The sequence below is a fragment of the Streptomyces sp. PU-14G genome, from assembly GCF_041028275.1.
GTDB lineage: Bacteria > Actinomycetota > Actinomycetes > Streptomycetales > Streptomycetaceae > Streptomyces.
This window is the reverse complement of the sequence record NZ_JASKYT010000164.1, coordinates 1-16,650: the sequence shown is the minus strand read 5'-3', so window position 1 is coordinate 16,650 and position 16,650 is coordinate 1. Positions and strand designations below refer to the sequence as shown.

General features: G+C 73.9%; 14 protein-coding genes. 9 read left to right on the top strand and 5 right to left on the bottom strand.

Going from position 1 to position 16,650, the window contains the following annotated elements:
• Window positions 1-48: 48 nt before the first annotated feature.
• Together lipA and lipB are read right to left on the bottom strand one after the other, a co-directional pair.
• Window positions 49-996: a lipoyl synthase gene (lipA, locus tag AB8Z75_RS19660; RefSeq protein ID WP_369203758.1), complete on the bottom strand. Its 948-nt coding sequence runs from the start codon at window positions 994-996 to the stop codon at window positions 49-51.
• Between the two features lie 111 nt (window positions 997-1,107).
• Window positions 1,108-1,926 carry a lipoyl(octanoyl) transferase LipB gene (gene lipB / locus AB8Z75_RS19655; protein WP_369203756.1) on the bottom strand — a complete coding sequence of 273 codons (819 nt, stop codon included), beginning with the start codon at window positions 1,924-1,926 and terminating at the stop codon, window positions 1,108-1,110.
• Between the two features lie 231 nt (window positions 1,927-2,157).
• On the opposite strand from lipB, the gene AB8Z75_RS19650 reads away from it, so the two are divergent.
• The 9 genes from AB8Z75_RS19650 (at window position 2,158) to AB8Z75_RS19610 (ending at window position 13,529) form a co-directional block, all read left to right on the top strand.
• The gene (locus tag AB8Z75_RS19650; protein WP_369203754.1) at window positions 2,158-3,852 is read left to right on the top strand and encodes a regulator; all 1,695 of its coding nucleotides are present in this window, start codon (window positions 2,158-2,160) and stop codon (window positions 3,850-3,852) included.
• Window positions 3,853-4,524: 672 nt separating this feature from the next.
• Window positions 4,525-5,841 (top strand): CpaF family protein, encoded by a 1,317-nt coding sequence (locus tag AB8Z75_RS19645; protein WP_369203752.1) that lies wholly within the window; start codon window positions 4,525-4,527, stop codon window positions 5,839-5,841.
• A 5-nt stretch (window positions 5,842-5,846) separates the two neighbouring features.
• Complete coding sequence (locus AB8Z75_RS19640) at window positions 5,847-6,875, top strand: type II secretion system F family protein (protein WP_369203750.1); 1,029 nt, start codon at window positions 5,847-5,849, stop codon at window positions 6,873-6,875.
• Window positions 6,872-7,798 (top strand): type II secretion system F family protein, encoded by a 927-nt coding sequence (locus AB8Z75_RS19635; protein ID WP_369203748.1) that lies wholly within the window; start codon window positions 6,872-6,874, stop codon window positions 7,796-7,798. Before AB8Z75_RS19640 ends, AB8Z75_RS19635 begins: the two co-directional genes overlap by 4 nt.
• Window positions 7,799-7,843: 45 nt before the next feature.
• Window positions 7,844-8,110, top strand: coding sequence for a hypothetical protein (locus AB8Z75_RS19630; protein ID WP_369203746.1), 267 nt, complete (start codon window positions 7,844-7,846; stop codon window positions 8,108-8,110).
• 85 nt (window positions 8,111-8,195) lie between these two features.
• The gene (locus tag AB8Z75_RS19625; RefSeq protein ID WP_369203760.1) at window positions 8,196-8,576 is read left to right on the top strand and encodes a TadE family protein; all 381 of its coding nucleotides are present in this window, start codon (window positions 8,196-8,198) and stop codon (window positions 8,574-8,576) included.
• A gap of 62 nt (window positions 8,577-8,638) precedes the next feature.
• Window positions 8,639-9,082: a TadE/TadG family type IV pilus assembly protein gene (locus AB8Z75_RS19620; RefSeq protein WP_369203744.1), complete on the top strand. Its 444-nt coding sequence runs from the start codon at window positions 8,639-8,641 to the stop codon at window positions 9,080-9,082.
• On the top strand, window positions 9,079-9,552 hold the full coding sequence (locus AB8Z75_RS19615) for a pilus assembly protein TadG-related protein (protein WP_369203742.1): 474 nt from the start codon (window positions 9,079-9,081) through the stop codon (window positions 9,550-9,552). Before AB8Z75_RS19620 ends, AB8Z75_RS19615 begins: the two co-directional genes overlap by 4 nt.
• A 104-nt stretch (window positions 9,553-9,656) precedes the next feature.
• Window positions 9,657-13,529, top strand: coding sequence for a BTAD domain-containing putative transcriptional regulator (locus tag AB8Z75_RS19610; RefSeq protein ID WP_369203740.1), 3,873 nt, complete (start codon window positions 9,657-9,659; stop codon window positions 13,527-13,529).
• 159 nt (window positions 13,530-13,688) lie between these two features.
• Here the strand turns inward: AB8Z75_RS19610 and AB8Z75_RS19605 are convergent, their stop codons facing one another.
• The 3 genes from AB8Z75_RS19605 to AB8Z75_RS19595 all read right to left on the bottom strand — a co-directional run bounded on the left by AB8Z75_RS19605 (window position 13,689) and on the right by AB8Z75_RS19595 (window position 16,174).
• Window positions 13,689-14,387: a transglycosylase family protein gene (locus tag AB8Z75_RS19605; protein WP_369203738.1), complete on the bottom strand. Its 699-nt coding sequence runs from the start codon at window positions 14,385-14,387 to the stop codon at window positions 13,689-13,691.
• A gap of 253 nt (window positions 14,388-14,640) precedes the next feature.
• Window positions 14,641-15,069, bottom strand: a complete 429-nt coding sequence (locus AB8Z75_RS19600; protein WP_369203736.1) for a pyridoxamine 5'-phosphate oxidase family protein — start codon at window positions 15,067-15,069, stop codon at window positions 14,641-14,643.
• A gap of 34 nt (window positions 15,070-15,103) precedes the next feature.
• Entirely contained in the window at window positions 15,104-16,174 is a 1,071-nt protein-coding gene (locus AB8Z75_RS19595; RefSeq protein WP_369203734.1) for a PucR family transcriptional regulator, read from the bottom strand.
• Window positions 16,175-16,650: the final 476 nt, after the last annotated feature.

Below are 16,650 nucleotides of genomic sequence, written 5' to 3'. Positions count from 1 at the left end.
CTCACTCACCGCTTCGCCACACAATCCTCTTCACTCCTCGGCCGCCGTCTAGGCCGCGGAGGAGGTGCCCGCCTGGCGGGCCTCGACCGCCTGCTTGTAGAGGCGTCCGGCGCGGTAGGACGAGCGCACCAGCGGGCCGGACATGACGCCGGCGTAGCCGATCTCGTCGGCCTCGTCCTTCAGCTCCACGAACTCCTGGGGCTTGACCCAGCGCTCGACGGGGTGGTGGCGGGGGGTGGGGCGCAGGTACTGCGTGATGGTGATCAGTTCGCAGCCCGCCTCGTGCAGGTCGCGCAGGGCCTCGCTGATCTCCTCGCGGGTCTCGCCGAGGCCGAGGATGAGGTTGGACTTCACGACGAGGCCGGCCTCGCGGGCGCGGGTGAGGACCTCCAGCGAGCGCTCGTAGCGGAAGCCGGGGCGGATGCGCTTGAAGATGCGGGGCACCGTCTCGACGTTGTGGGCGAGCACCTCGGGGCGGGAGGAGAAGACCTCGGCGAGCTGGTCGGGCTCGGCGTTGAAGTCCGGGATCAGCAGTTCGACGCCGGTGTCGGGCATCAGGTCGTGGATCTGGCGCACCGTCTCGGCGTAGAGCCAGGCGCCGCCGTCGTCGAGGTCGTCGCGCGCGACGCCGGTGATCGTCGCGTAGCGCAGTTCCATCGTGCGGACGGACTCGGCGACGCGGCGGGGCTCGTCGCGGTCGAGTTCGGCGGGCTTGCCGGTGTCGATCTGGCAGAAGTCGCAGCGGCGGGTGCACTGCTCGCCGCCGATGAGGAAGGTCGCCTCGCGGTCCTCCCAGCATTCGAAGATGTTGGGGCAGCCCGCCTCCTGGCAGACCGTGTGCAGGCCCTCGCTCTTGACCAGGTTCTGGAGGGCGTTGTACTCGGGGCCCATTTTCGCCCGGGTCTTGATCCATTCGGGCTTGCGCTCGATGGGGGTCTGGCTGTTGCGGACCTCCAGGCGGAGCATTTTGCGACCGTCGGGTGCGACAGCGGACACGTCCGGCTCCCTACGTACTTTCGATTCAGCGGCGGGTATCAGCCTACGCCTGCGGATTGGGGCTTTCGTACGGGCCGGAGCCGAGGAAGGCACCGGCCCGTAGAGGAGAGGTCAGACCGCGCGCGGCATGGGCGTCGAGGACTCCAGAACCTCGCGCAGGTGCTTCTCCATGAGGGGAAGCACCTCGGAGACGGGAACATTCCTGCCGAGCTCCTCGCTCAGCGAGGTGACGCCCGCGTCGCGGATACCGCAGGGGATGATCTGGTCGAAGCCTGTGGTGTCCGGGTCGCAGTTGAACGAGAAGCCGTGCATGGTCACGCCCTTGGCGACCCGGATGCCGATCTGCGCCATCTTGCGGTCCACGCGGCGCTGGCCCGCGTTGGAGGGCGCGTACTCGGGGCCCATCAGGCGCGGGTCGTACTCCTCCTGGTTGAGCCGGGGGTCGAAGTCGAGCGCCAGCCCGGTGGAGGGGCGCGCGGCCTCCGTGCCGAGGTCGTCGCCGAGCACCCATACCCCGCTGCGGCCCTCGACCCGGGTGGTCTCGACGCCCAGCTCGGTGCACACCCGGATCATGGCCTCTTCGAGGCGGCGCACGTGCGCGACGACGTCCACGGGGCGGGGCAGCTTCAGGATCGGGTAGCCGACGAGCTGCCCGGGGCCGTGCCAGGTGATCTTGCCACCGCGGTCGACGTCCACGACGGGGGTGCCGTCAAGCGGCCGCTCGCTGTCCTCGGTGCGCCGTCCGGCGGTGTAGACCGGGGGGTGCTCCAGCATCAGGCAGGTGTCGGGGATCTCGTCGGCGAACCGCGCGGCGTGCACCCGCTTCTGTTCCTGCCAGGCGTCGAGGTAGTCGACGGCGTTGTCGCCGAAGCCCAGGTGGACGAAGCGAAGTTCGCCGTCCGCCGGACCGTTCAGCCGGGGTTCTCCCATGCCTGATGTCTCCTTCTTCACGCCCGCGGTGGCGGGCTGCTCCGCGCTCGCGCCCGCCGCCACTCTACGACCGTCACGCAGCGTCGTCGCAGGTGGTCACCTACTCACACGTACGGATGAATACACGACGAAGGGGGCGAACGAGGTACGGGGGACCGTTACATTCGCGCCGTTCCAGCAGGGCGCCCCGGCGTCTGACACAAGCCGTGAGGGCAGGAGACCGTTAAGCCGATGACGATGGAACGACCTGGGGAGTCGGTGAACGACACGACCCAGCCATCCCAGCAGCGCATCCCCAACCGTCAGCTCGCCGCGCTGATCGCCGAAGCGGGCTTCTCCAACGCCGGTCTGGCCAGGCGCGTCGACCAGCTCGGCCTCGAACACGGTCTCGACCTGCGTTACGACAAGACGTCGGTGACGCGCTGGCTGCGCGGTCAGCAGCCGCGCGGCACCACGCCCGCGCTGATCGCCGAGGTCTTCACCCGGCGCCTGGGGCGGCGGCTGACGGCCCAGGACCTCGGTCTGGACGCGTGTGCGCCGGTCTACGCGGGCCTGGAGTTCGCGGCGACACCCGCCGAGGCGGTCGACATCGTCAGCGGGCTGTGGCGCAAGGACTCCGGCAGCCACGCCGAGCTGCGGAAGATCGCCTTCACCCCGGCGGGGCTCGTGGTGCCGAGCCGGGACTGGCTGATCGGCCGGGCCGACGAGCGGGTGGCGCGCGGCCCCGAGCCCGAGGGGCCGCTGAGCCACCCGCCAGGCGGCGCGGGCCCCGGCGCCCTCACCGGCGCGGGGCCGCTCGCGACGGGGCTCGCGGCCGGTCCTGGTGCGGCCCGCGGGCCCGGCGTGGGACCGGGGCGCGGGGCCCCTCCAGGTCCGGCCGCCGGGCGCGCGGCCATGGGCGGGGCCCCCGGCGGCGGGCTGCGGGTCCCCGCCCAGTCCAGGGTCGGCGGCGGCACCGGTGTGGCCACCCGGCCGCCGTCCCTGGCCGCCGCGCGTCTCGACCGGGTCGAACGGGGCCCGGGCCAGCGGGTTTCGGGCGGTGACGTGGCGGCGCTGCGCTCGGTGTGCGAGCTCTTCCGCGCCCTCGACCACGCCTACGGGGGCGGCCACGCCCGGCAGGCCCTGGTGCGGTATCTGGAGCACGAGGCGGAGCCGATGCTCCGCGGCGTCTACAGCGAGCAGCTCGGCAGACGCCTCTTCAGCGCGGCAGCCGACCTGACCAGGCTGGCGGGCTGGACCTCCTACGACATCGCCGCGCACGGCCTGGCGCAGCGCTACTTCGTGCAGGCGCTGCGGCTGACGCAGGCGGCGGGCGACCGCGCCTTCGGCGCCTACGTGCTGGTGACGATGAGCAGGCAGGCGGTCTACCTGGGGCACGGCAGGGAGGCGGTGCAGCTCGCGCGGGTCGCCCAGCAGGGGGTGGGCACCTCGGTGCCGCCCCTCGTGCAGGCGTTGCTGCACGCCGCGGAGGCCCGCGGGCACGGTGTGCTGGGCGAGGTGCGGGCCTGCACGGCGTCGCTGGCCCGCGCCGAGCGCGCCCTGGAGGCGGCACGCCCCAGCGAGGACGTGCCCGTCTGGGCGCGCTTCTTCGACGACGCGCAGCTCGCCGACGAGTTCGGCCACTGCCACCGGGACCTCCAGCAGTACCGGGCCGCCGCCCAGCACGCCGAGCGCTCGCTCCAACTGCGCGGGGCCGGGTTCGCGCGCAGCAGGCTCTTCTGCCGGGTGGTGCTGGCCACGGCGCGGCTGGGGCTCGGCGAGATCGAGCAGGCCTGCCAGCTCGCTGCCGAGGCGGCCCACCAGGCGGCGGAGATGCGCTCGGTGCGGGCCCACGAGTACGTGCGGGACTTCGAGCGGCGGCTGGAGCCGTACCGGGACGCGGCGGCGGTGCGGCAGTACCGGGAGAAGGTCTCCGCGCTGGTGTGAGCCCTGCGCGGGGCGGAGCGTCCGCCGGGGCTCGCACCGGAACCGCCACCGCACGGGGCCGCCACCGCCACTGGGCCGTCACCGCCACTGTGCCGTCACCTCACAGGACCGACGCCACGGGGCCGCCACTGCCCGGGGCCCCCACCGCACCAGGCCCCCACCGCACAGGGCCGCCGCCACGGGGCCCGGCGAAGGGCCGTCGGCAGGGGCGGCCGACCGGCAGGGGCCGCTGCACGCGCAGGCGGGGGGCTGCTGCACACGCCGGCCGAGGGCTGCTGCACGCGCCGACCGAGGCTGTCGGCTCGGGCCCGGCAGGAGGGGGGCTGTCGACTCCCGCCCGGCGGGAGGGCCCCCCTCACAGGACCGACGCCACGGGGCCGCCACTGCCCGGGSCCCCCACGCCGCGCAGCCGCCGCAACAGGCTGCCCAGCCCCAACAGACCCCGCAGGCCCCGCAAGCAGGGCAGGCCCCGCAAGCAGGGCAGGCCCCGCAAGCAGGGCAGGCCCCGCAGTCCGGGCACGCCCCGCAGGGGCAGGGAGGATCGCCCGGGGCGGGGGAGACCACGCAGCAGTTCCGGGCCCTCGGCGGGCGGCGCAGGCCGCCCGCGCCCGCGCCGACCCCGCCCGTGCCCCTCCCGGGTGGCCGGACGACGCGGGACGAGGAGGCGGGGTCGTGAGCGTCCAGAGTGTCGTCGACCACCAGTTGGTGAAGCGGTTCCGGCAGGAGGCCGGGGACCGGATCGCCGAGCAGCGGCGGATCGACCAGGCGTCCGGTGTGGCTGCGATGACCACGGAGGACGAGCGGCAGTTCGCGCGTGCCGTGATCGCGCAGATCCTGGAGGAGTACGCGCGGGCGGAGATCAACGCCGGCCGCACCCCGCCGGACGCGCAGTCCGAGGAGGCGTACGCGGCGGCGGTGCACGCCGCGCTGTTCGGCGTCGGCAGGCTCCAGCCGCTGCTGGACGACCCCGAGGTCGAGAACATCGACGTCAACGGCTACGACCAGGTGTTCGTCGGCTACGCGGACGGCCGTGAGGTGCGCGGCGAGCCGGTCGCCGAGTCGGACGAGGAACTGGTCGAACTGATCCAGGTGCTCGGCGCCTACTCGGGCCTGTCGTCGCGCCCGTTCGACACCGCCAACCCGCAGTTGGACCTGCGGCTGCCGGACGGCTCCCGGCTCTCGGCCGTGATGGACGTGACGCGGCGTCCGGCGCTGTCGATCCGGCGGGCGCGGATGGGCAAGGTGTTCATCTCCGACCTGGTCGGCAACGCCACGCTCACCCCGGAGCTGGGCAGTTTCCTGACCGCGGCGGTGCGGGCCCGCAAGAACATCATGATCGCGGGCGCCACCAACGCGGGGAAGACGACCCTGCTGCGCGCCCTCGCCAACGAGATACCCCGGCACGAGAGGCTGATCACCGTCGAGCGGGCGCTGGAGCTGGGTCTCGACCAGTTCCCCGAACTCCACCCGAACGTGGTCGCGTTCGAGGAGCGGCTGCCCAACTCGGAGGGCCAGGGCGCCATCACCATGGCCGAACTGGTGCGCCGTTCCCTGCGCATGAACCCCTCGCGGGTCATCGTCGGTGAGGTGCTCGGCGACGAGATCGTCACCATGCTCAACGCGATGACCCAGGGCAACGACGGTTCGCTCTCCACGATCCACGCCAACAGCTCCAGCGAGGTCTTCAACCGCGTCTCCACCTACGCGCTCCAGGCCCGCGAGCGGCTGCCCATCGAGGCCACCCAGATGCTGATCGCGGGCGCCATCAACTTCGTCGTCTTCGTCGAGCGGCGCAACGCCTACACCACCGGGGGGCGGCTGACGCGTTCGGTCACCTCCGTCCGCGAGGTCAACGGTGTGGACGGGCGGGTGCTCTCCAGCGAGGTGTTCGCCCAGGTGCCGGACGGGCGGCTGCTGGCGCACGCGCCGGTCTCCTGCGCGCAGGAGCTGGCCGTCTTCGGATACCGGCCGACCGGGAACTGGGGGTGAAAGGCATGCCGTACTCGTACACCGCGTTCTCCGTCACCGCGGGTGGCCTCTTCTCGATGGCCACTCTCGCCGCGCTCGCCTGCGGCGTCGCGGTCGGCGGCGGCGTCGCGCTGCTGATCGTCGCGCTGCGCGGCCTGCCGGCCAAGCCGGCGAGCGAGCGCGGGGACGCGGGCAAGCGCGCCACCGAGCTGGCGCGCTTCATGAGCAAGCGCGGCTCGATCGCCGTGTGCGCGGGCCTGGTGGTGCTGCTGCTGACGCGCTGGCCCGTCGCGGCCGTCGCCACCGGCATCCTGGTCTTCCTGTGGGACCGCCTCTTCGGCGGCGCCGGCGAGGAGCGGGCCGCGATGAAGCGGGTGGAGGCGCTGGCGGCGTGGACGGAGTCGCTGCGCGACACCATCGCGGGCGCCGTCGGCCTCGAACAGGCCATTCCGGCGTCGGCCCGCGCCGCGGCGCCCTCGCTGCGGCCGCACCTGGACGCCCTCATCGACCGGCTGCGCGCCCGCACCCCGCTGCCCGCCGCGCTCCAGCACCTGGCGGACGAGCTGGACGACCCGTCGGCCGACATCGTCGTCGCGGCGCTGATCCTCAACTCGCGGCTGCGCGGTCCCGGTCTGCGCGAGGTGCTGGGCGCGCTGGCGAAGTCGGCGCGGGAGGAGGTCGACATGCGGCAGCGGGTGAGGGCGCAGCGCGCCTCGACGCGGCGCAGTGTGCAGATCGTCGTCGGGGTCAGTGTGGCGTTCGTGCTGGGCCTGGCCGTCTTCAACCGGGACTTCGTCGAGCCGTACGGCAGCCCGCTGGGGCAGACCATCCTCGCCTGCGTGTGCGCCATGTTCGCCTGCGGCTTCTGGTGGCTGCGCAAGCTGTCCAAGATCGAGACGCCGCAGCGGTTCCTGGTGCGGGCCGACGAGACGGCGCCGGCGCCGCGCGCCGCGCAGCCGGGCGCACAGGGCACACCGGGGACGCCGGGTGCCCAGGGACTGCCGGGGACGCCGGGCACACCGGGCGTCTCCGACAAGGAGGTGCTGGAACGGTGAACCCGCTGACCCTCACCGCGCTCACCGGGGCCCTCGTCGGCCTCGGCCTGTTCCTGCTCGTCCGCGCGCTCGCCCCGGGCAGGAAGGGGGCCGTCGCCTCGGTCGCCGAGATCGACGCGCTGCGCGCCCGCGCCGCCACCCACCAGCCGGGGAACACGACAGCGGAAGACGCCAAGGGATTCGCCGCCGTCCGCGCCCGGCTCGGTGCCCGCATCGGCGAGTTGTATCTGCGCCAGGGCTGGGAGTTGCGCAGCCTGCGCTCCGACCTGGACGTGCTGGAGCGCGGCTGGGAGAACTTCCTGGCCACGAAGGTGCTGCTGGGCGCGGCCGGGCTGTTCTTCGGGCCCTTCCTCTTCTCCGTCGCCTGGCTGATCGGCTTCGGGCGCAGCCCGCTGATCCCGGTGTGGCTGGCGCTGTTCTTCGCCGTGCTGTTCTTCCTGCTGCCGGACCTGGAGGTGCGGCGCGACGCCGCGGCCAAGCGCCGGGACCTGCGGCGCGTGGTCGGTGCCTATCTCGACCTGGTGGCGATGAACCTGGCGGGCGGCCGTGGCCTGCCCGAGGCGCTGAAAGCGGCCAGCGAGGTCAGCGAAGGATGGGCGCTGCGCCGCATCCGCGACACCCTCGCCGACGCGCGGATCACCGGACAGAGCCAGTGGGCCGCCCTCGGCGACCTCGGCGTGCGGCTCGGCGTGGACGAACTGAAGGACCTGTCGGCCTCACTGGCGCTGGTGGCCGACGACGGTGCGAAGGTGCGCGCCTCGCTGTCCTCGCGCGCCGAGACCATGCGGCACAGAGAGCTGGCCGAGATCGAGGGCAGCGCCGGGGAGAAGTCCCAGTCGATGCTCGTGGCCCAGCTGATGCTCTGCGCCGGTTTCCTCGTCTTCCTCATTTACCCCGCGGCCATGCGCGTCTTCCAGATCTGACGCCCGGACGCGACATCCCACAGCTGTGCAGAAAGGACTGGGACGATGCCGAACACCTCGCGCAACCCGTTTCGCTCCGTCAGTCATCCCGCTCTCGACTTCCTCGTCACGTTCCTGCGCGGTCGCGTCCAGCGGGCCCGCTCGGGCGAGCTGGACCGCGGCGCGTCGGCCGTCGAGTGGGTGATCATCTCGGCGGTCGTGGTGGCGATCGTCGGCGTGGTCGCCGCCATCATCAACATGGCGCTCAAGAACGGCGCCGACAAGGTGAGCGACTGCATCGACGGTGCCGACCAGGACGGCACCTGCGAGTAGGGGCGGACAGGTGGGAGGGGAGCGACGGTTCGGCGCGTTCGTACGCCGCAGGTGGGTGGAGGCCGCCCACCGCGGCGAGCGCGGCATGAGCGCGATCGAGTTCGTGATCCTCACCCCGGTGCTGTTCTTCCTGATCTTCGCGACGGTGCAGTTCGCGCTGTACTTCTTCGCCGACCACGTGGCGCAGGCCGCCGCGCAGGCGGGCGCGCGCAAGGCCCGCCAGGAGGCCGACGCCGACCCGGGCGGCTGGCGGGCCAAGGCGCGGGAGACCTCGGGCTCCTACATCGAGCAGCTGGGGCCCGAGCTGATCCTCGACCCCGACGTGAAGATGCTCCACCCCGAGCAGAACACCGTGGGCGTCGAGATCCGCGCCCGGGTGCCGTCCGTCTTCCCCGGCCTCGACCTGGACGTGCACGCGCTCTCCCAGGGCCCGGTGGAGCGGTTCGTACCGGACGGGGGCGCGTGAGCACGGTGACGCAGGCACGGAGAGCCCCCGTGGTGGCGCGGGCACGAAGAGCGGCCCTCGTGATGGCTCGGGCACGCAGAGCGGACCTGACGGCCGGCAGGGGGAGCCGGCGGGGGGACGCGGGCCTGTCCACCATCGAGGTCGTCATCCTCGCGCCGGTGATGATCCTGTTCATCCTCGTCCTCGTCGCCTTCGGGCAACTCGTGGACGGGCGCGGCGCGGTCGACAGCGCCGCGCGGGACGCCGCGCGCGCCGGATCGCTCCAGCACGGCAGCCACGCCGCCGCCATGACCGCCGCGCAGCAGGCGGCGACCGCCACCCTGAAAGGCACCTGTGCCTCAGGGGTGACGGTGCGGGACGCGGGCAGCGACTACCGCTCGGGCGGCCTGTTCACCGTCGAGGTCAGCTGCCGGGTGCGCGGCCTGGGAATCCTCGGCCTGGACATCGCCAAGGACATCTCGGGGCAGTCCAGTTCGCCCATCGACCCCTACCGGAGGACCGGATGAGCCGGGCCCAGGCTCACGGAGTGGCGGCGCTGCCGCGGCGTGTCCGCGCGGCCTGCGACGACCGGGGCTCGGGCGCCGCGGCGGTCATCATGTTCGCTCTGCTGTTCATGGTGCTGGCCGCGTTCGTCGTGGACGGCGGCCTGTCCATCTCCCAGCGCGAACGCGCCGCCGACATCGCCGAACAGGCCGCCAGGTACGCGGCCCAGGACATCGACGAGGAGGCCCTGCGCGCCAGCCAGGGCCGCAACGCCCCCATCAACTACGGGAACTGCGCCGAGCGCGTGGCCGAGTTCGCCGGCCGCTCCGGTCTCTCCGCGGCGGACGTGGCCGCCTCGGGATGCGTGTCCGCCAGCGCACAGCAGGTGGAGGTCCGCATCCGGCTCACCTACCGGCCCGTCCTCACCGGGCTGTTCTACAGCGCACCGCTGACCGTCCACGGCACGGCGACGGCGGAGTCCGTGACCGGCTGACCTGGCCGGCCCCGGAGGCCGGCCGCACCGCACCCCGACCCCACGTCTGCTTCCCGTATTCCGTCCCGATCCCGACCGCACTTCTCACCCCAGGAGCACACGAGATGGCGCGCCGCAGTTCGACACCGGCACCGGACCCGCGCGGGCCCGGGTCCCGCTCGCGCTCGCGTACGCCCGTGCCCGTGCGCACCCGCCGCACGGTCGGGGACGTGCTCAAAGCCTTCCTCGCGTTCGTCGCGCTCGCCGCGCTCGTCGTCGGCGTACCGCTGGCGCTCGCCTCCTTCCTCGGCTGGCCGCTGCCGCGCCGGATGCCGTCCTTCGACATGCTGCGTGACGAGGTGAGCGTCGGCGTCTTCGTCAACGTCCTCACCGTGGTGGTGTGGCTGGCGTGGGCGCAGTTCACCGCCTGCGTCCTGGTCGAGGCGAAGGCCGCGCTCTCGGGCGTCGGTCTGCCCGCCAGGGTGCCGGGCGCGGGCCCGAGCCAGCTGCTGGCCCGCCAACTGGTCGCGGCGCTGCTGCTGCTGGGCTCCAGCACCGGCAGCTTCGCCCCGGGCCTCGCGGAGCTCGGCCACACCATGCAGCCGCACCAACCGCAGCAGACCGTGGCCTCCGCTCAGCTCACGCCCGGCACCCCGCAGGCGGCCCCGGGAACGGCGCACGCGGACAGCGCCGGGCTCGGCACCATGGGCGGACACGGTTCCGGCACGGACGTCGTCCTGGCGGGCGGCAGTACGCAGGCGGGCGCGGCCGGCCCCGCGTCGACCCGGGACGTGTCGCGCGACGGCAACGAGGCGAGCACGAAGTTCTACCGCATCCAGCCTCCCGAGGGACGCCACCACGACTCCCTGTGGGAGATCGCCCAGCGCCACCTGGGCGACGGCCGCCGCTACAAGGAGATCTACCGCCTCAACAAGGACCGCCTGCAGCCGGACGGTTCCCGGCTCTCGGAGGCCAGCCTCATCCGGCCGGGGTGGATCATGGAGATGCCCGCCGACGCGCACGGCGGCGAACTCGTCGACATGCCGGACGACGCGGAGGAACTGGGCGAGCGGGAGCGCGCCCAGTACGAGCGCTACCAGGCGGGCGGCGGCGCGGCAGGCGGCCAGGGGCAGGACGGTGGCCACGACCGGAGCGGCGACGGCAGCCACGGCGACGGCAGCCACCAGGACGGCAACGGCGCACGGGACAGCGGCTCACAAGACGACCGGGACGCGGAGGGGAACGGCCGCAGCGACGACGGCGCCCAACGGGACGGGCAGGACGAGCGGGACGGGCAGGACCAGCGCTCCGACAGCACCGACCAGCCGGACCGGCCTACCGCGCCCGACGACTCGGGCTCCGACCCGGGCCGCGACGCGGACGGCCCCGGCCCCGGCGTCGACGACGACGCGGACACGGGCGGCGGCGCCGACCGCCCCGACCAACAGCCCAGCGTTCCCGACAGCAGCACGGACAGGCCGCCCATGCAGCCGACCCCGGACGCCCAGGAGGACGGCGGCAGCCACGCCGACGACGGCACCGGCGCGGACGACGGTGCCGCCGGGCCGGATGACACCGGCGCGGATGACGGCACTGCCGGGCCGGACGACGGTGGGCCCGGCCGGGGCGGCCCGGACGAGACCGTGGACGTCGCCCCGGACGAACACACCCCTGACCGTCAGGAGCAGTCCGTCCCGGAGTCGCCCGCCGACCGGCAGCCGACCCGGCCGGACAACCTCCGCGACTCCACGGACGACGACGGCCTCCCGGGGCCCGGCATCGACCAGCCGGACGACATCCGCGCGGACACGCCCGAGAGCCCGCGCGACGACACGCACGGCCCCGGTCCCTCCGGTGACGGCTCGGCCGACCGCGGCGGAGACCGGGACCAGCCCCGGAACGGCAGCCGGGACGACACCCGGAACGGCAGCCGGGAAGGAAGCCAGGGCGAAGGAAGCCAGGGCGAAGGAAGCCAGGGCGGCGGCCGGGGCAGTGGCCACGGCGACGAGACCCCCACGGACCTCGACCGCGCGGACGGCGCCGAAGCCGACCGGGCCCATCCCGGCCACTCCCCGAAGGCCGAACAGGCCGACGGCCACGGGCTCGGCCCCCTCGGACTGCCCGAAGCGCTGCTCGGCGCACCCCTGCTGGCGGCCGGCATCCTCGCCGCGCTGGGCCGCAGGCGCCGTACGGCGTTGTGGCGGACCGTCACAGGTGGCACCCGGCGCGCCCCCGCGGACGACTTCGCGCCCCCGTCCGACCCGGCGGCCCGGGCGCGTGACGCGCTGCTCGTCGGCGCCGATCCCGGCGCCGTCCGCTTCCTCGACCTGGCGCTGCGTGGTCTGGCCGAGGACCTGCGCGCGGCGGGCCGCCCGTTGCCCGTCGTCTACGCCGCCTGGCTCACCGAGCAGGAGGTGCACCTCCAACTCGCCGCCGCGGCGGGCGAACCCCCCGCTCCCTGGCGGTACGGGCAGAGCGAAGCGTTCTGGACGCTCCAGCGCGCCCACACCCGCTTCGACGTCGACACCGCGCAGGCTCCGCCCTACCCGGGGCTGGTCAGCCTCGGGCTGCGCGGCCAGGCACGGCTCCTGCTCAACCTGGAGTCCGTGCCAGGACTGGTCTCGGTCGCCGGCGACCCGGCGCTGCGCGAGGCCGTGCTCGCCTCCATCGCCGCCGAACTCGCCACCGGCACCTGGTCGCGGGACCTGCACCTCACCCTGGTCGGCTTCGGTGCGGATCTGACCGCGCTGGCCCCCGAGCGGATGCGCCACCTGCCCGACGTGCCCGCGCTGCTCGCCGAACAGCGGGAGTCCGCACAGCGGGAGACCGCACAGCGAGAGTCCGCACAGCGGGAGACCTCCGCCCCGCGCCGGGACGCGGACGGGCGACAGCGCGTGGTGCTCGTCGGGGCCGAACCGACCGGCGAGGAGGCACGCCGTCTGGCCGCGCTGGCCACCGAAGGGGACACGGGCGCGAACGCCTCAGCGGACGGCTTCGTCGTCGGCGTCTCCACCGGCCGGCTGCCCATGCCCAGCGTCGTGTGGGAGTTCGACATCGACGACGACGGCACTCTCGCCGCCCCCCGCATGGGCCTCGACGTACGCGCCCAGCAGCTCCCGCAGGACCTGCGCGCCGCGGTCCTCGAACTCTTCGCCGACACCGACGACGCGCAGACCCAGGGAAGCGGAGGACCCGGCTTCCGCGTCGACCTCAGCGAGAGCGGGCGCCCGGCCGTCTACGCACGCCTGATGGGCGGCTACGAGGTCACCGGCGTCGAGACGCCCGAGGAGAACCGCGGCCCGCTCCTCCACGAAGCGCTCGCCCTCCTGCTGCTCAACCGCGACGGAGTGCACCCCCGCGTGCTGGCCTCCGCGCTGTGGCCCAAGGGCGTCACCGACGACGTTCGCGACGCCCTCGTCGAGCGGCTCCGCCACTGGCTCGGCCACGAGAGCGACGGCGCGCCCCGGCTCGCCACGTCGGACGACGGGCGACTGGCCCTGCGGCCCTCCGTCGTCTCCGACTGGGACGTGCTGCGCACCCTCCACCACGGCTGCACCGGCGAACGCGGCGCCAAGCTGTCCGCCGTCGTGCGGCGGGCACAGCTGTCGGACGCGCTCGGCCTGGCCCGCGGCCCCCTGCTCGCCGACCGGCCCGCCGGGCGGTACGGATGGCTGACCCACCACGTCGCCGAGGCGCAGCACCCCGTGCTCGTCGCCGAGGTCGGGCTCGCCCTGGCCACCGAACACCTGCGGGCCGGGGAACCGGGCGCCGCCGTGCGTGCCGTGCGGTCGGCGCTGCACAGCGCCCCGGCGGACGAGCGGCTGTGGGAGCAGTTGGTGCGGGCCGCGCACGCCACGGGGGAGCGCGGGACGCTCGATGAGGCCGTGCGGTGGGTGGTCGAGAGGGCGGACCCGGTGCGGGGCGTGCCGCCGCGTACGGCGGCGCTCCTCGACGAGTTCGCCCCGGGCTGGAGCCCGGCCCCCACCCCCCTTCCGTAACCGGCGGTCTCCTCCCAGCGGAATGACAAGAAAGGGCCGTGGCCCGTGCCCTCGGGGGAAGAGGCACGGGCCACGGCGGTCTCCACCGGCAAGTCCGGCAGTCTCAACCGGCAGGTCTCAACCGGCAGATTTCAGCCGGCAGGTTTCAGCCGGCAGGTCTCAGCCGACCTGGAGCTTCTGGCCGGGGAAGATGAGGTCGGCGTCGTCGCCGACGGTGGACTTGTTGTCCTCGTACACCTTGTGCCAGGTGGTGTCGTGCGCCTCGGCGATCTCGCTGAGGGTGTCACCGGACTTGACGGTGTAGTTGCCGTGCCCCTTCTTGGGGGCCTGCTGCGGCTGCGAAGGCTGGGCGGGCTGCGCGGGCTTCGGCTCGGCCTGCTGCTGCGGGCGCTGCTGCTCCTGCTGCGGGGCCTGCTTCTGCTGCGGCTGGGCCTGCTGCTGGGAGCCGCTGCCGCCGTCCGGGTTCACGTCGGCCGCGGGGCCACCGGAGGTGAGGCCGCCGGCGCCGGCGCACGCCCAGGCGCCCGGGCCCTGCATGTCGAGCAGCTTCTCGGCGACGGCGATCTGCTGCTCCTTGGTGGCCTGGTCGGCGCGCGGCGCGTACTTGGTGCCGCCGGCCGCGGCCCAGCTGGAGTTGTTGAACTGGAGGCCGCCGTAGTAGCCGTTGCCGGTGTTGGCCTGCCAGTTGCCGGAGGACTCGCACTGGGCGACCTTCTCCCAGGTGTCCACGGAGGCGGCGTTCGCACCCGTGGCCGACACCAGAGGAAGGGCGACGGCTGCGCCGGCGACGCCGGTCACGGTGGCGATGCGCACGGCCTTGGTGGGTCGACGGTGACGGCCCTTGCCGGAGAACAGCATGGTCTTTCGTTCCTTACGGTCGCGGCTGTTCGCCCAGGAGTTCGGACGAACGTGTCGAGCGGGAGCGACAGTAGGCACAGCTGTCCGGATGCTCCAATTAGTGACCGCAAAGATCCTTCCTGCCGCTTGACACGCAATGGCGGCATCTGTGCTGGTGATGCGCTTGCACGGAGATCGGTAAAACCGGGTGTGACGTAACCGTTGGAGACAAGCGTCACAGGTATGGGGCATTTGTGCGGTGTTGGGCGCGGGGTCACCAGCCGGCGGGCTTGGCCGTGCCCATGGCGCGGTCGACGGCGATCTCGATGACGACCCGCTCGGGGTTGGGGCGCGGCGGCTTGTAGTGGCGGGTGTAGCGCGCTTCGGCGTCGGCCACCGACTCCGCGTCCTCGCGCACGAGGGCCGTCCCTTCGAGCGTGCACCAGCGCCGTCCCTCCGCCTGGCTCACGGCCACCCGCACCCCCGGACCCGCGGCCAGCACGTTGCGCACCTTCTTGCTGGAGCGGCTGCTGATGACCCGTGCGAGGCGTGTCGCCGGGTCGTAGGTCACCCCGACCGGCACCAGGTGCGGGGTGCCGTCGGGCCGCGGGGTGGTGAGGAAGCAGGTCCGGCGCTCCTCCCAGAAGCCGGGTGCGTCGTCGCGGTCAGGCTGGGCGGGCCCGTTGGAGGTGTGTGTGCTCATGGCGGGCACGCTACCGCCCGCGGTGAGCCGCTCCTCAGGCGGAACGCAGCGGTGTGGCGGGCCAGTCGAGCAGGCGCGCGCCGATCACGGCGGTCTGCAGCATGTAGCGGTGGGAGGGGTCGGTGGGGCTGGCACCGGTCAATTGTTCGATTCGCGCCAGTCGGTAGGTGAAGGCCCGCACGCTCAGCGAGAGCCGGCGAGCGGCCTCGGCGGCCACGCAGCCGGTGTCGAAGTAGGCGGTCAGCGTCTCCAGCAGCGGCTGTGCACCGCCGCGCGCCGTGGTCAGCGGGCCCAGGGTGGCCAGCACCAGGTCGGCCATCGCCTGCCGGTCGCGCGTCAGCACGGGATAGACGAGCAGATCCGCGGCGTACAGCACCGGCTCCTCCAGCTCCAGCCGCTCGGCGAGGTCCAGGACGCTGAGCGCCTCCTCGTACGACTGCACCACACCGCCGGGCCCCGGCTGGACACGGCCGATCGCCACCTGGCCGCCGTCGGTGGCGGCATAGCTGTGCTTGGCGAAGTGGGTGAGCACGTCGGGCTGGTCACCGGGCGCGACGCACAACAGCCTGCCGTCCTTCGTGGTCAGCAGGGTGTTGCGGTTCTGGAAACGGGCGATGAGCGCCCGCTCGACCTGCCGCGCCACCGGGTCGCCCTCGTCGTAGGCGGCGGGGCCGTGGGCGACGGCCACCGCATGGCTGTGCGAGAGCCGCAGCCCGAAGCGTTCGGCGCGTTCGGCGAGCCTGCCCAGGTCGCTGCGGCCGTGGAGCAGGTCGTCGATGAACTCCCGGCGGGCCGCCTCCTCCTGGCGGACGGCCTGCCGCTGGGCGCGTTCGTATCCCTCGGCCACCGCGTCGACGGCCTGGTGCATCCCGCCCAGCAGGCTGTCGGGATCGCCCGGCAGGGAGGGCCACGCGGCGCGGGCCGCCTTCAGATGCGCGCTGACGAGGTCGCGGAGTCCGTATCCCGCGTCGGCCGCCCGCTCGCCCAGTGCGCGCCGGTCCTCCAACTCGTCGCGAGTCAGTCGGCGGCCCGTCGTGCACACCTCCGACAGGATCCGCGTGTACCCCGCCAAATACTCCTGCGGTATCTCCGCCGCCCCACTCATCCGCTGCCCCCGTGCTCCGTCGTCCTGAGGTTCGTGTCGCCCGAGCTTTTCGTTGACGGTTTCTTGACGCCGCCCGGCACGCAGACCCTAGAGAACTCTGCCGGGTTCCGGCAATGCGGGGAGGGCGGCGAGACCGGCAGTATGCGTGGTGAGGGGGAACGGGGAAGCGTCCCGGTGCCTCACACCGGCAGGGGGACGGTGCCGAGCACCGCCAGGGTGCGGCACCGGGGCCCCCCCCCCCCCCCCCCCCCCCCCCCCCCCCCCCCCCCCCCCCCCCCCCCCCCCCCCCCCCCCCCCCCCCCCCCCCCCCCCCCCCCCCCCCCCCCCCCCCCCCCCCCCCCCCCCCCCCCCCCCCCCCCCCCCCCCCCCCCCCCCCCCCCCCCCCCCCCCCCCCCCCCCCCCCCCCCCCCCCCCCCCCCCCCCCCCCCCCCCCCCCCCCCCCTCACACCGGCAGGGGGACGGTGCCGAGCACCGCC

What these genes read in the sequence shown, in the direction of transcription:
- lipB (WP_369203756.1), bottom strand. Translation starts at nt 1,926, where the DNA reads ATGGGAGAACCCCGGCTGAACGGTCCGGCGGACGGCGAACTTCGCTTC.
- AB8Z75_RS19650 (WP_369203754.1), top strand. Translation starts at nt 2,158, where the DNA reads ATGACGATGGAACGACCTGGGGAGTCGGTGAACGACACGACCCAGCCA.
- AB8Z75_RS19640 (WP_369203750.1), top strand. Translation starts at nt 5,847, where the DNA reads ATGCCGTACTCGTACACCGCGTTCTCCGTCACCGCGGGTGGCCTCTTC.
- AB8Z75_RS19630 (WP_369203746.1), top strand. Translation starts at nt 7,844, where the DNA reads ATGCCGAACACCTCGCGCAACCCGTTTCGCTCCGTCAGTCATCCCGCT.
- AB8Z75_RS19625 (WP_369203760.1), top strand. Translation starts at nt 8,196, where the DNA reads ATGAGCGCGATCGAGTTCGTGATCCTCACCCCGGTGCTGTTCTTCCTG.
- AB8Z75_RS19620 (WP_369203744.1), top strand. Translation starts at nt 8,639, where the DNA reads ATGGCTCGGGCACGCAGAGCGGACCTGACGGCCGGCAGGGGGAGCCGG.
- AB8Z75_RS19615 (WP_369203742.1), top strand. Translation starts at nt 9,079, where the DNA reads ATGAGCCGGGCCCAGGCTCACGGAGTGGCGGCGCTGCCGCGGCGTGTC.
- AB8Z75_RS19610 (WP_369203740.1), top strand. Translation starts at nt 9,657, where the DNA reads ATGGCGCGCCGCAGTTCGACACCGGCACCGGACCCGCGCGGGCCCGGG.
- AB8Z75_RS19605 (WP_369203738.1), bottom strand. Translation starts at nt 14,387, where the DNA reads ATGCTGTTCTCCGGCAAGGGCCGTCACCGTCGACCCACCAAGGCCGTG.
- AB8Z75_RS19600 (WP_369203736.1), bottom strand. Translation starts at nt 15,069, where the DNA reads ATGAGCACACACACCTCCAACGGGCCCGCCCAGCCTGACCGCGACGAC.
- AB8Z75_RS19595 (WP_369203734.1), bottom strand. Translation starts at nt 16,174, where the DNA reads ATGAGTGGGGCGGCGGAGATACCGCAGGAGTATTTGGCGGGGTACACG.